The organism is Streptomyces bugieae, assembly GCF_036352915.1.
Lineage (GTDB): Bacteria > Actinomycetota > Actinomycetes > Streptomycetales > Streptomycetaceae > Streptomyces > Streptomyces endophytica.
The window spans coordinates 991,963-1,005,264 of record NZ_JAZBJP010000002.1 but is presented as its reverse complement, the minus strand read 5'-3'; the positions used below and the strand labels follow the sequence as shown (position 1 = coordinate 1,005,264).

Genomic DNA, 13,302 nt, shown 5'->3' with positions numbered 1-13,302 from the left:
GGTTCCGCCGGGGATCGTCGGTTCTCGGCCGCCGCTGCGAACCATAGATTTACCGCCATGATCACTCAGCAGCCCCGCCCGGCCCGGCAGTCCCCGGCCGCCCCCGCCAGCCCGGTACTCGCCACCCCGCCGGCCGCGCCGGCCGACGCCGCCGCGTACTTCGCCGCGCGGCTCGCCTTCCACACCGACGTCGCCGATGTGCACACCGCCCTTGCGGCCGGCGCCACGGACTTCGTCGTGGTCGACTCCCGCAGCACCGCCGCCTGGGACCAGGGCCACGTCCCCGGCGCCGTCCACCTGCCCACCGCCCGGATCCCCGCGGACGCCCGGCAGCTGCTCGACCCGGAGGTGCCGGTCGTCGTGCACTGCTGGGGCCCCGGCTGCGACGGCGCCACCCGCGCCGCCCTCGCCCTGGCCCGGCTCGGCTACCGCGTCAAGGAGATGCTCGGCGGCATCGAGTACTGGATCCGCGAGGGCTACCCGACCGAGACCTGGCAGGGCACCCGGACCCGGCCCGTCGACCCGCTGACGGCCCCGGTCGGCGAGGGGGAGTGCGGCTGCTGAGCGGGCCGGGCGAGAACCGGGCGGCGGGGCCCGGCGGTCCCGTACCGGGTCCGGCAGCTCCCTGCCGGACCCGGCCCCGGTGTACCGCGAACTCCCCTCAGAGCGCCGAGAGTTCGCTCAGCAGGTCGTCCAGGCCCAGGGAGCCCTGGGAGAGGGCGGCCATGTGCCAGGCCTTGAGGTCGAAGTCGGCGCCGTGGCGGGCACGGGCGGCCTCGCGGCCCTGGAGCCAGATGCGCTCGCCGAGCTTGTAGCCGATGGCCTGGCCGGCCATGCCCTGGTAGCGGATGATCTCGCTCTCGACGAACTCGGCCGGGCGGCTGCAGTGGCTCGCCAGGAACTCGTGCGCCAGCTGCGGCGTCCAGCGCTCGCCCGGGTGGAACGGCGAGTCCGCGGGGATCTCCAGCTCCAGGTGCATGCCGATGTCGATGATGACGCGGATGGCCCGCATCATCTGGGCGTCCAGGTAGCCCAGCCGGCGCTCCGGCGTGGTCAGGAAGCCCAGTTCGTCCATGAGCCGCTCGGCGTAGAGCGCCCAGCCCTCGACGTTGGCGCTGACCATGCCCACCGTCGTCTGGTAGCGGGAGAGCGCATCGGCGACGTGCGCCCACTGCGCCAGCTGGAGGTGATGGCCGGGCACGCCCTCGTGGTACCAGGTGGAGACCAGGTCGTACACCGGGAAGCGGGTCTCGCCCATGGTCGGGAGCCAGGTGCGGCCGGGGCGGGAGAAGTCCAGCGACGGCTGGGTGTAGTACGGGGCGGCGGCGCTGCCGGGCGGGGCGATCATGGACTCCACCCGGCGCACCCGCTCGGCGAGTTCGAAGTGCGTGCCGTCCAGGCCGTCGATGGCCTCGTCCATCAGCGACTGCAGCCACTGGCGGGTCTCCTCGACCCCCTCGACCGCCTCGCCGTGCTCGTCGCACCAGGCCAGCGCCTCCCACGGCGTCTTCGCGCCGGGCAGCACCCGCTCCGCCTCGGTCTCCATCTCGGCCAGCAGCCGGTAGAACTCCGACCAGCCGTACGCGTACGCCTCGTCCGCGTCGAGGTCGGTGCCGCTGAAGAAACGGACGAGCCGGATGTAGCGTTCCCGGCCCACCACGTCCGGGGCGCCCTCGATGGCCGGGGCGTAGACGTCGCGGAACCAGTCGCGCAGCTCCACCAGCGCGCCGGTGGCCACCCCGGCGGCCTCGGTCAGCTCGGCGCGCAGCGCGTCGGGGCCGGACTCGGTGAACTCGGCGAACCAGCTGCGGTCGGTGCCGATCCATTCGTCCAACTGGCCGATGACCGTGGCGACTTGGAGCGGTCCGGCGGGCAGGTCGCGCTTGCGGCCGGCGTCCAGTGCGGCGCGGTAGCCCTCCAGGGCGGCCGGCAGCGCCCGCAGCCGCTGGGCGATCGCCGCCCAGTCCTCCTCGGTCTCGGAGGGGGTGAGGATGATTGCCTGGCGGGCGTGGTGCAGCGGCGAGCTGAGGTTGCTGACCGCGCGCAGGCCCTCGCCCGCCTCGTGCACCGCCAGCTCGGCGGTGAGCCGCTCGCGCAGCAGCCGCGCGCAGACCTTCTCGGTGGGGTGTTCCGCGCCCGGCCGGGCCTCCGCCTCGGTGAGTCGCTCCAGCGTCGTGCGGGCGAGCTGGGCCAGTGCTTCCTGGCCCGTCGGGGAGAAGTCGGGGAGCTTCGAGGAGCTCTCCCGGACGCCGAGGAAGGTGCCGGTGATGGGGTCCAGTTCGACGAGTGCGTCGACATAGGCGTCGGCGACCTGACGGGGCAGTGGGCCGCTCGCGGGAGTAGTGGTGTGGGGCATGTGGACCATCCTCGTACGGATCGACCCGCCGCGTCACCATCAACAGCCCCTACGTGCCTGTCACTTTACGGCGTCATTGCCTTCGCGGGGCGCGGTGAGCGGCCGGCCGGGTGGTGCGCGCCACCCGGCCGGACCGCGGGCCGTGGTCCTGCCTCAGCGGCGGCCGGTCGCGTCCTGGATGTGCACGGTCTCCCGGGGCTCCCGCCGGGCGGGCAGGCCGGCCGGGCGGGCCGTGATCACCAGTGTGCCCTCCTCGATCTGGTAGTCCAGCGGCAGGCCGAGGCCGCGCATCGCGGCGACCATGCCGGTGTTGGACGCCTGGGTGATCGCGTACACGCTCTCGCAGCCGGTCTCGGCCGCCATCGCCACCAGCCGGCGCAGCAGCTCGGCGCCGATGCCGCGCTGTTGCCAGGCGTCCTCGACCAGCAGGGCGACCTCGGTCTCGTCGCCGTCCCAGAGCAGATGGCCGAGCGCCACCAGCCGGCCGGACGCGGTCTCCACCGCCAGGGTGCGGCCGAAGCGCGGGCTGAGCAGATGGCCGAGGTAGCGGTCCGCGTCCCCGACCGGGCCGTGGTAGCGCAGCGCGAGGGTCCGCGCCGAGCAGCGGTCGTGCATCTCCCGGGCCGCGACCAGATCGGAGGTGTCGGCGCGGCGGACGGTGATCTCGTTGCCCTCGGGCAGGGTCAGCACGTCCCGCCGCGGCGGCACCCGCTGGCCGAGCCGGGTGTCCAGCTCGACCAGTGCCCGCACCCGGGCGAACTCGGTGGGGGTGAACGGCAACTGCGGCCTTTCGATCGTGAGCGAACCCCCGGAGGGGTCGCGGAACTTCATCACATGGTCCTCCAGCACGCCCTCCGCGGGCACCTGCTCGGCCAGCGGCTGACCGGTCAGCGAGCGGGCGGGCACCGAGTGGATCGTGCAGCGCCCCAGCAACTGCCGCAGCGCCAGCGGGAGTTCGGCGGAATCCAGGGCGGTACGGGTCGCCAGGCCGAGCATCCGGGTCGGTGCGTCGACGAGGTCGTGCGCGTCGGCCCGCTCCAGCCAGCTGTGGACGCCGCCGGCGCCGGCCACCGTACGGGTGAGCTCGGCGGGCGTCAGCGGGGCCGGCGCGCGCAGCAGGAACTCGTCGACGGTCCCCTCGGACAGCGGGTGGGTCTGCAGGCTGAGGATGTCCACCTCCCGGGCGGCCAGTGCCGTGCACAGCGCGGCCAGGCTGCCCGGTGCGTCGCGGACCGTGGTCCGCATCCGCCACAGCGTCGTCTCCTTGCCGGCGGCCCTGGGGGACGCACCGGCCGGGGACGGCGCCGTGGCGCCGGTATCGGTCGGCGGCGGGGCGTGGTCGTGGCGCCGTGACCACCAGACGTGGAAGCCGGCCGTGGCGAGCAGGGCCACCGCGGAGGCGCACAGCAGCCCCGGCCCGGACGGGCCGTGCGCGACGGTGTTGGCGACCGCGTCGGCCACCGCGACGGCCGTGAACAGGGCCGCCAGCTCGACGAGCTCCCGCCGCCAGTGGTGACGGCGGGAGGTTTTGGCAGAGGTTGCTTCAGTCATGCACACAGCCTCGCCGACAGGTGTTGCCTGGTCGCCAACACATTGTGTCCGACGGGTAAAAGACGCAATCGGGGCATTGGTCCCTACTGTCCTACCCGTCCGGGTTGGAGCACCTTGCTGAACAACACGTCCCCGCCCTCCTGACGCAGCCGCACCGTCAGCTCCCCGCTTCCCCCGTCGATGTCGATCTCGCCGAAGTACTGCGGACTCTCCGCCGGGGAGACGTTCGCACGGTCCGGTGCCTTGATGAACGCCTGCTCCGGCCCGAACGTTCCATCAAGCTTCACGGCCTGGAACCCGCCCGCGTTCAGCGGCCCCGACACGAACTCCCAGAACGGCGCGAAGTCCCGGAACGCCGCCCGCTCCGGCGCGTAGTGCTGCGCCGAGGTGTAGTGCACGTCCGTGGTGATCCACACCGTGCCGGTCACCCGGGCGTGCTTGATGTGCCGCAGCAGCTCCGCCAGCTGCAGCTCCCGCCCCAGCGGAGCCCCCGGATCGCCCTGCGCCACCGCCTCGAAGTTCGTCCTGCCGTCCGGGACGACCAGCCCCAGCGGCATGTCCGAGGCGATCACCTTCCACACCGCACGTGAGCGGGACAGCTCACGCTTGAGCCAGCGCAGCTGCTCCGCCCCGAGGATGCCCTGCGGGTCGTCGGTCTGCCGGTCCGGCGAATTGGCGTTGCGGTAGCGCCGCATGTCCAGCACGAAGACGTCCAGCAGCGGGCCGTGGTGCACCACCCGGTAGACCCGCCCGGTGCCGTCCGGCCGCAGCGTACGGATCGGGAAGTACTCGGCGAAGGCCCGCAGCGACCGCGCGGAGAGCACGTCCGTGCGCTTCTCGGTGTACCGGTCGTCGTCGAGCAGTTGCCCCGGGTACCAGTTGTTGTGCACCTCGTGGTCGTCCCACTGGGTGATCGTCGGCACCTGGGCGTTGAACCGGCGCAGGTTCGTATCCAGCAGGTTGTAGCGGAACGCGCCGCGGAACTCCTGAAGCGTCTCGGCGACCTTCGCCTTCTCCTCGGTCGTCACGTTCCGCCAGATGCGGCCGTCCGGCAGCGTCACCCGCTCGGTGATCGGGTTGTCGGCGTAGATGTTGTCGCCGCTGCACAGGAAGAAGTCCGGGTTCCGGCGCCGCATGTCCTCGTAGACGCGGTAGCCGCCGCGGTCCGGGTTGATGCCCCAGCCCTGGCCGGCCAGATCGCCCGACCAGAGGAACCGCACGTCGGCGTGGCGCCCCTCGGGAGCGGTACGGAAGGTGCCGGTCACCGGCTCGCCGGTGCGCCGCGGATCGTCCGGGTCGGCCAGCAGCACCCGGTAGTGGACCTGCTCGCCGGGCGGCAGGCCGTGCAGCGGGGTGACGCCGGTGAAGTCCGTACCCGCGCCGAGGACCGGGCCGCGCCAGGTCTGCGTGGTCTCCGCATCGCGGAACGACTCGGTCGCCGCGGTCTGCACCACCATCCGGGCCGGCCGGTCGGACCGCACCCACACCAGGCCCGAGGACGTCGTCACGTCCCCGACCTGCACGCCCCAGTCGGCACTCGGCCGCCCACCGCGGGCCAGCGCGGGCGCGGCCCCGGCGGGCGCGGGCAGCGCCAGCGCCGCGGACCCCGCCGCCGCACCCCGCAGCACCGCGCGCCGCCCCCAGCCACCGCCGGATCCCTGCGCCATCTCCAACCTCCATGCCTCGACCGACTCACTGATGACCTGTTCGTATCGCTGTTCGGTGCCCCGCGGTCGAACTCCCGGTGAACGCGCAGTGGTTCACGGGCGGTGCGGGGGTGCGCTGCACGCCGGCCCGGCCCAGGGGACCGGTCGGGTCCGGGTCATGGTCGCAAGACGGAGGGGGGATGGCCAGGACTGCGCCGCGACGATGACGCTGCCCGTACACGCCGCCGCCCACAGCCTGTACCGGGCCGCCGGGGCGCGCTCCGGCGGCCGGACGGTTACCGGCCGGTGCTCCCGTTCCGGGCCGGGGCCACGCCCCGTCCCCGCGACCGGTCCCGGCGCAGTGTGCCCAGCAGCCGTACCCCGCGGTCGAGGTCCGACGGGGCCAGATGGGCGTACCCCAGGACCAGTCGGACCCGCCCGTCGCCCGGCGGCGCGGGCGCGCTCCTGTAGGCGGACAGTGCGCGCAGCGCCAGTCCTGCCCGCCGGGCCCGGGCGAGCAGCTCCGCCTCGGCCCCGTACGCCGCGGGCAGCGTGACGATGACGTGCAGTCCGGCGGCGATGCCGGTCACCTCGGCGCCCGGGCAGTGCGCGGCCAGCGCCGCGGTCAGCGCGTCCCGGCGCTCCCGGTAGGCGCGCTGGCAACGGCGCAGCTGGCGGTCGTAGTCGCCCCGGGCGATGAGCTCGGCCAGCAGCGCCTGGTCCAGCACCGGATTGCCCAGGTCCATCGTCCGCTTACGGGCCACCACGTCGTCGGCCAGCCATCCGGGCACCACCAGCCAGCCCAGCCGCAGCCCCGGCGCCAGCGACTTGCTCACCGAGCCGGTGTACGCCACCCGTTCCGGATCCAGGCCCTGCAACGCGCCGACCGGAGCCCGGTCGTAGCGGAAGTCGCCGTCGTAGTCGTCCTCGACGAGCAGCCCGCCGGCCGCCCGCGCCCAGCCCAGCAGCTCCGCCCGGCGGGCCGCCGGCACGGCCGTGCCGGAGGGGAACTGGTGGGACGGCGTCAGTACCGCGGCCCGCGCCCCGGAAGCCGCCAGCTCCGCCATGACCGGGCCCTCACCGTCCAGCGGCACCGGTACGGACGCCAGCCCGGCTGCGGCGAACAGCTGGGCGTGCTCGGGGCTGCCCGGGTCCTCCACGGCCACCGCCCGGTGTCCGGCCGCGCGCAGCGCGAAGCCGAGCAGTGTCATCGCCTGGGCCACGCCCGAACACACCACCAGCCGCTCCGGATCGGCGGCCACACCGCGCCGCCGGGTCAGCAACTGCGCCAGTTCCCGGCGCAGTTCGGGCAGGCCGCGCGGATCCGGGTAGCCGAGGGCGCGGTGCGGCAGCCGGTGCAGCGCCCGGCGGTGGGCGGCCGACCAGGCCGCTCGCGGGAACAGCGAGAGGTCGGGAGTGCCCGGCGTGAAGTCGATGAACGGGGTGCCGGCCGCGGGGGCCACGGCGTTCCTCGGCGGGCGCGCGCCGCGCACCGCACCGCCGACCCAGGTGCCCGCGCCGCGCCGGCTGTCCAGATAGCCCTCGGCGATCAGCTGCTCGTACGCCTCGGTCACCAGACCGCGCGAGACCCCGAGATCGGCGGCCAGCTCCCGGCCCGACGGCAGCCGGGTCCCGGCCGCCAGCCGGCCCGATCGGACCGCCTCGCGCAGCGCCTCCTGGAGCGCGCGGCCGCGCCGCCGCCTGGTGGGCGGCTCCTTCACCGCCAACAGCCTGCTGGGCGACTACCCGTGGGCGGGCGGCCAGGCCCTGCGCTACGGCCTCGCCGCCCTGATCCTGCTCGCCCTCGTCGGCCGCCGCGCCGGCCCGCCGCTGCGCGCCCTCACCGGCCGCCAGTGGGGACGCCTCGCCCTGCTCGCCGCCCTCGGCATGCTCGGCTTCAACCTCGCGATCCTGGCGGCCGAACGCACCGCGGAACCGGCCGTGCCGGGGGTGTTCGTCGGCTGTGCCCCGGTGGTCGTCGCCGTGCTCGTGCCCACCCTGGCGGGGCGCCGGCCGAGCCCGGCCGTGGTACGCGGCGCCCTCCTGGTGGCCGCCGGCGCCTGGGTCGTCCAGGGGTGGGGACGCACCGACGCGCCGGGCCTGTTCTGGTCGGTGGCCGCGCTGTGCGGGGAGGTGGGCTTCGCCGTACTGGCGGTGCCCGTCCTGCCGCCGCTCGGCCCCCGGCTGCTGTCGGCGGTGGTCAGCGCGCTCGCCGCGGTGGAGGCCACCGTCGTCGGCGCGGTCACCGGGGGCGCCGGCCGGCTGCGGATGCCGGACGCGGTCGAGGCGGCCGCCCTCGGCTGGCAGGCCGTCATCGTCACCGTCGTCGGCTTCGTCTGCTGGTACGCCGGCATCCAGCGGATCGGCGCCGAACGCGCCACTCTCTTCTCCGGCCTGATCCCGGTGTTCGCCGCACTCACCGCGCCACTGGTCGGAACCGGCGGATACGGCCCGGCCCAGCTGGGCGGCAGCCTGCTGGTGGGCGCGGGCGTGGTGCTGGGCGCCGGGGTGCGGCCGCGCCTCGCCCGCCGGGGCAGTGGCGTGGCTCGCACCGGGGCGTTTGCGCTGGACAACGGCCGGGTCGGCGGGTGGGATGGGCGGGTGCGAAGCGATACCGCGACCGAGGTCTTCGAGGAATACCGGCCCGTTCTGTTCGGGGTGGCCTACCGGATGCTCGGCCGGGTGGCCGACGCCGAGGACGTGGTGCAGGACGCCTGGTTGCGCTGGGCCGGCGTGGAGCGCGCCGAGGTCCGCGAGCCGCGCGCCTTCCTCGTACGGATCACCACCCGGCTGGCCATCGACCGGCTGCGCCAGGTCCAGTCGCGGCGCGAGTCCTACGTGGGGCCCTGGTTGCCCGAGCCGCTGGCGACGGACGCCGCCGGGAGCCCGCCGGACGGCGCGGAGCGGGCGGTGTTCGCCGAGACCGTGACCCTCGCGGTGCTCGTCGTCATGGAGTCGCTCTCCCCTCTGGAACGCGCGGTGTTCGTACTGCGCGAGGCGTTCGGCTACCCCTACGCGGAGATCGGCGCGGTCCTCGACCGGAGCGAGGCCGCGGTGCGCCAACTGGCGGGCCGGGCCCGGCGCCACGTCGAGGAGGGCAGCCCGCGCTACGAGGTGGATCCGGAGCAGCAGCGCGATCTGACCGAACGGTTCCTGGCCGCGGCGGCCGGTGACGACCTGGCGGGGCTGCTGAGCCTGCTGGCGGCGGACGCCCGGCTGGTCGGCGACAGCGGCGGCAAGGCCAAGGCGCCGCTGCGGATCATCGAGTCCGCCGACAAGGTCGCCCGCTTCCTCCTCGGCGTCGCCAAGTCCATGCCGGCCGGGCTGGAGTTCACCCTGTGCGCGCTCAACGGCGGGCTCGCCGTGCTGGCGCACCAGGACGGCGTACCGGACACGGTCATCCAGCTCGGCGTCCAGGACGGCCGGATCCGGACCGTCTACATCGTGCGCAACCCGGACAAGCTCGGGGCACTGGCCACGCGGTGAGCCGGGGCCCGCGGATCGGGCCTCCCGGGCTGTCCTCGTCGCGCGGCGCTTCGTCAATCGGTGGCGGGATTGGTCTTGACCAAGGGTGGGGGCGGCCATATCGTCGGGATACTGCAACAACCTTTAATAAAGAAGCGCTCATAAAGGGTGCGCGAACGGGCCGTCCCGCACGGCCCGGGTGCGGGCCCGGATCCCAGGGGGCGCTGCCCCGCGGGCAGCCGCCAGTGCGGAGGACAGGGTGGGGACCACGCAACTCGACACGGTGCCGGAGCCGAAGTACTGGCACCTCAAGACCGTGCTCAGCGAGGCGCTGGACTCGGAGTTCGCGGTCGGTGAGGTTCTGCCCAACGAGCGTGAGTTGGCGGCCCGGTTCGGGGTCGCCCGGGCCACGCTCCGGCAGGCGCTCGAACAACTGGAGCTGGAGGGCCGGCTCCAGCGCCGCCGCGGCGTCGGCACCACCGTCGCCCCGCCGCGCGCCGACGTCGCCGTCGACCCCGTCCGGCACACCTGGCCCGGCGTCCCCGGCGACGACTGGCAGCCGGTCGACGCCGCCGAGAGCGACACGGTCCCGGCCGAGGTGGCGCGGCTGCTGGACACCGCCCCCGGCGAACAGGTCCACGTCGTGCGCCGCAGCCGGGTCACCGACGGCCGCCCGGTCGCCGCCGAGCTGCTGTACGTACCGGCGGCCGTGGTCCCCGGATACGACGCGGCGGCCGCGCTCAGCGCCCCCGGCCGCGCCCGTGCCGTGCTGCGCGCACTCCAGGAGCGCGAGCTGGAGGGCCAGGACCGCACGGTGGAGCTGGGCTCCGCCCGGGCCGAGGACGCCAAGCAGCTCGACCGCCTTCCCGGCGCGCCCGTTCTGGTCGTCACGACCCGCTATGTCTCCGCGGGACGCCCGACCGCGGTCGCGGTGTCCACGTACCGCGCCGACACCTGCCGGCTGACGTTCGGCGAGCGCGACGCGGTGGCCCTGCTCGCGGGCTGACCCCGCGCCGCGGGGAGGGGTGACGGCTCACCGACGGGCCGTCACGGTCCCCTCCACCGCGAAGAGTTCCCCCTCGACGTGGTCGAGGGCCAGCCGCAGCGCACCGGTCGCCACCGCCGCCTCGCCCAGCTGGGACAGTACGACCCGCGGCGGCCGAAGGCAGTAGCGCGCCAACTCGCCGCGCAGCGGCCCCAGTACGCCGGCCAGCCCGGTCGCCCAGCCGCCGATCACCACCAGCTCCGGATCGAGTGCCAGCACCAGCGCGGCGACGTCGTGCACCAGCCGCCGGATGAACCGGTCCACCGCGTCCCGGGCCCGCGCATCACCCTGCCCGGCCGCCGCGAACACCGCCGCGACCTGCGCCTCGTCCAGCGGATGCAGCGGCTTCCCGGTCGTCGACAGCAGCGTCTCCGGGGTCGCCTCCCGCCCGAGCAGATGCAGCGCGCCGATCTCCCCGGCCGCGCCGCCGAACCCGCGGTGCAGCCGCCCGCCGATCAGCGCACCGGCACCCGGGCTGAGCCCCGCCAGCACGAAGACGAGGTCGTCCGAGCCGGTCGCCGCGCCCTGCCAGTGCTCGGCCACCGCCGCCGCGTTGGCGTCGTTCTCGACCAGCACCGGACAGTGGAACGACCGCCGCAGCCGGTCGCCCAGCGGCAGCCCCGTCCAGCCGGGCAGCGCGGTGCCCAGCCGTACCGTGCCGTCCGCCTCCACGATGCCCGGGCTGGCCACGCCGACGGCCCGCAGGCTGCGGCGCGGCACGCCGGTGCGCCGCAGCAGATCCGCCACCACGGCCCGCACCCGGTCCAGCCGCTCATCGGCCGGGGCGCCCTCCTCGACGGTGCGTTGCGCGGTGTCCAGCACCCGGCCGCTCAGATCCGACAGCAGCGCCACGATGCGGTGCGGCCCGATCTCGATGCCCAGCAGATGACCGGCCTCGGTACGGAACCGGAAGCGGCGGGCCGGGCGGCCCTGCCGGCGCGCCTCGCCCTCCTCGGCGGGCACCTCGACGACCAGGCCGCTCTCGATGAGCCCCTCGACCACGCCCTCGACCGTGGGCCGCGACAGGCCCGTCACCTGGACCAGATGGGTGAGCGTGGCGGCGTCCGCGGCGCGCAGCGCGTCCAGCACCACCGCGGAGTTGATCCGTCGCAGCAGCGAGGGGTCCCCGCCGGTGAGCCGCCCCAACGTCCGTCTCCCTAGCTTTCCGTGTGTGGCGGATCGTAGCCGGTCAGACGGTGTGCGGCGAGCCCCGCCCGGGGCCGCGGCAGGGGCCGGCCCCCGCTCACCCGACCGTCCCCGGCGTCACGAACCCGGACTCGTAGGCGGCGATCACCGCCTGGGTGCGGTCCCGGGCGCCCAGCTTCGCCAGCACCGCGCTGACGTGCGTCTTGACCGTCTCGGCCCCCACCACCAGCTCCGCGGCGATCTCGGCGTTCGACAGCCCGCGGCACATCAGCCGCAGTACCTCGCGCTCCCGGCCCGTCAGCGCGGCCCGCTCCAACTCCGCCCGGGCCCGGTCGTTGCGCCGCTCCGCGGCCATGGCCCGCAGCGACGCCGGGAACAGCAGCGAGGAGCCCTCCGCGACCAGCCGCACCGCGTGCACGATCTCGGCCGGCCGGGACCGCTTGAGCAGAAAACCGTCCGCGCCCGCGCGCAGCGCCTCGTAGACGTACTCGTCCGCCTCGAAGGTGGTGACGACGAGGATCCGCGGCGGGTCGGTGATCGTCCGGAGAACCGCGCGGGTCGCCTCGATCCCGTCCAGCAGCGGCATCCGTACGTCCATGGCGACCACGTCCGGCCGCAGTTGCCGCACCAGCGGGACCACGGCGGCCCCGTCACCCGCCTCCCCCGTCACCTCGATGTCGGGCTGGGCCTCCAGAATGGCGCGCAGTCCGGCGCGCACCAGCGGCTCGTCGTCGACCAGGAGTACGGATATCGGCACGGCACCACCCTAGAGGGAGGCGCCGGTCAGGCGGGCAGCGGCAGGCGGACGCTCACCCGCCACGTGCCGTCCGCGGGGCCGGTGCGGGCCTCGCCGCCGAGCAGTGTGGCGCGTTCGCGGATGCCGCGCAGGCCGCGGCCGCCGCTGCCGGGGCCCGCGGGGACGGCGGGCAGCGGATTGCGGACATCCAGTTCCAGCACGCCGCCGTCGGCCGCGATCCGTACGGACACCGGCACCGGACCCGCGTGCCGCAGCACGTTGGTCAGGGCCTCCTGCACCATGCGGTACCCCTCCCGGGAGACCGGCCCGGGCAGGTCCGCCAGCGGGCCGCTGAGCTCGGCGCTGACCGCGGAGCCGGCGGCCCGGGCGGACTCCAGCAGCCGCTCGGCCTCGGTGAGCAGGGGCCGGTCGGCCGGCCGCGGCGCGTCCTCGCGCAGCAGCCGCAGGGCCCGCTCCAGATCGCCGAGCGCCTGCCGCCCGGTCTCCTCGATGGCGGCCAGCGCCCGGTCGGTGAACTCCGCCGCACCGGCGGCGCGGGCCGCCCCCGCCTGCACCACGGTCACGGTCAGCGCGTGCCCGATCGAGTCGTGCAGTTCCTGGGCCAGCTGGTTGTGCGCCAGCAGCCGCTCCGTACGGGCCTCCAGCGCGGCCAGCCGTTCGGCCGCGGAGGGGCCCAGCAACAGCCGCGCGGCACGGGCCATCAGCGCCCCCGCGCCCAGGGCGACGGCCAGGAGCAGCACGAGGGGGAGCGGCACGAGCAGGCCGTACCACCAGTGGGGCGCCCCGATGGCCGGCAGGCCGCTCAGATGGCTGGGCCGGCCGGCCGCCGCCATGCCGAACGCGACGGCGAGCATGGGCAGTTGGACGGTCAGCGCCGTCACGGCCACGCCCGTCTCCAGCCGCAGCAGCAGCCATCCGGCGGTACGGGCGCGATCGCGCCAGCGGGCCGACGGGGTGGTGGCGATACCGGACGCGGCCCGCTGCTCGGGGCCGTGCGGGCCCGGCGTCAGCAGCAGCTGGGCCTGCAGACCCTCGACCCGCCGGACCACCGGCACCAGCGCGGCCGCGAGGACGAGCGGGACCGGCAGCATCGCGAGCCGCAGCCAGGTCTCCCAGCCGCCCGTCCGGAACGTCCCCCCGTGCAGGAACCCGGTCAGCACCCCGGCGACCGTGGCCATGAGCAGGTGCAGCCAGCGGGTGTAGGTGACGGGCCGGACGAGCCGGCGGACGACGGAGGCGAGCGAGGCGGTCACGCCGTCATCGTGCCAGCGCGTGACCGGGCGTCGCCTCCCCCCGGTGGGGGAAACCTCCCCGGCGCAGGGGGGCCGAATGCGGA

10 protein-coding genes and 1 pseudogene are annotated in these 13,302 nt (G+C 75.2%); 4 read left to right on the top strand and 7 right to left on the bottom strand.

The window, feature by feature from the left end; translation table 11 throughout:
* Positions 1-57 precede the first annotated feature (57 nt).
* Positions 58-564, top strand: a complete 507-nt coding sequence (locus V2J85_RS09970; RefSeq protein ID WP_261954261.1) for a rhodanese-like domain-containing protein — start codon at positions 58-60, stop codon at positions 562-564.
* 97 nt (positions 565-661) lie between these two features.
* Here the strand turns inward: V2J85_RS09970 and V2J85_RS09965 are convergent, their stop codons facing one another.
* The 4 genes from V2J85_RS09965 to pdxR all read right to left on the bottom strand — a co-directional run bounded on the left by V2J85_RS09965 (position 662) and on the right by pdxR (position 7,274).
* Positions 662-2,356, bottom strand: a complete 1,695-nt coding sequence (locus tag V2J85_RS09965; RefSeq protein WP_330821387.1) for a DUF885 domain-containing protein — start codon at positions 2,354-2,356, stop codon at positions 662-664.
* Between the two features lie 153 nt (positions 2,357-2,509).
* Positions 2,510-3,907 (bottom strand): GNAT family N-acetyltransferase, encoded by a 1,398-nt coding sequence (locus V2J85_RS09960; protein ID WP_261954259.1) that lies wholly within the window; start codon positions 3,905-3,907, stop codon positions 2,510-2,512.
* Positions 3,908-3,990: 83 nt separating this feature from the next.
* Positions 3,991-5,574, bottom strand: a complete 1,584-nt coding sequence (locus V2J85_RS09955; RefSeq protein WP_261954258.1) for an alkaline phosphatase D family protein — start codon at positions 5,572-5,574, stop codon at positions 3,991-3,993.
* A 275-nt stretch (positions 5,575-5,849) separates the two neighbouring features.
* Entirely contained in the window at positions 5,850-7,274 is a 1,425-nt protein-coding gene (gene pdxR / locus V2J85_RS09950; RefSeq protein WP_330821381.1) for a MocR-like pyridoxine biosynthesis transcription factor PdxR, read from the bottom strand.
* Between pdxR and V2J85_RS09945 the strand changes: the two are divergent.
* From V2J85_RS09945 to V2J85_RS09935, 3 genes and pseudogenes are all read left to right on the top strand, one after another.
* Positions 7,255-8,094, top strand: a pseudogene (locus V2J85_RS09945) (EamA family transporter); the annotation flags it as partial. The gene pdxR and the pseudogene V2J85_RS09945 sit on opposite strands and share 20 nt — an antisense overlap.
* A 60-nt stretch (positions 8,095-8,154) precedes the next feature.
* A complete protein-coding gene (locus V2J85_RS09940; RefSeq protein WP_261957305.1) occupies positions 8,155-9,039 on the top strand; it encodes an RNA polymerase sigma-70 factor in 885 nt (294 codons plus the stop codon).
* Positions 9,040-9,277: 238 nt separating this feature from the next.
* Entirely contained in the window at positions 9,278-10,024 is a 747-nt protein-coding gene (locus V2J85_RS09935; protein WP_261954256.1) for a GntR family transcriptional regulator, read from the top strand.
* 27 nt (positions 10,025-10,051) lie between these two features.
* Here V2J85_RS09935 and V2J85_RS09930 read toward each other — a convergent pair whose 3' ends face one another.
* From V2J85_RS09930 to V2J85_RS09920, 3 genes are all read right to left on the bottom strand, one after another.
* Positions 10,052-11,209 (bottom strand): ROK family protein, encoded by a 1,158-nt coding sequence (locus tag V2J85_RS09930; protein ID WP_330821380.1) that lies wholly within the window; start codon positions 11,207-11,209, stop codon positions 10,052-10,054.
* Positions 11,210-11,306: 97 nt separating this feature from the next.
* Positions 11,307-11,966 (bottom strand): response regulator, encoded by a 660-nt coding sequence (locus tag V2J85_RS09925; protein WP_261954254.1) that lies wholly within the window; start codon positions 11,964-11,966, stop codon positions 11,307-11,309.
* 26 nt (positions 11,967-11,992) lie between these two features.
* Complete coding sequence (locus V2J85_RS09920) at positions 11,993-13,219, bottom strand: sensor histidine kinase (protein WP_330821379.1); 1,227 nt, start codon at positions 13,217-13,219, stop codon at positions 11,993-11,995.
* Positions 13,220-13,302: the final 83 nt, after the last annotated feature.

What these genes read in the sequence shown, in the direction of transcription:
- V2J85_RS09970 (WP_261954261.1), top strand. Translation starts at nt 58, where the DNA reads ATGATCACTCAGCAGCCCCGCCCGGCCCGGCAGTCCCCGGCCGCCCCC.
- V2J85_RS09965 (WP_330821387.1), bottom strand. Translation starts at nt 2,356, where the DNA reads ATGCCCCACACCACTACTCCCGCGAGCGGCCCACTGCCCCGTCAGGTC.
- V2J85_RS09960 (WP_261954259.1), bottom strand. Translation starts at nt 3,907, where the DNA reads ATGACTGAAGCAACCTCTGCCAAAACCTCCCGCCGTCACCACTGGCGG.
- V2J85_RS09955 (WP_261954258.1), bottom strand. Translation starts at nt 5,574, where the DNA reads ATGGCGCAGGGATCCGGCGGTGGCTGGGGGCGGCGCGCGGTGCTGCGG.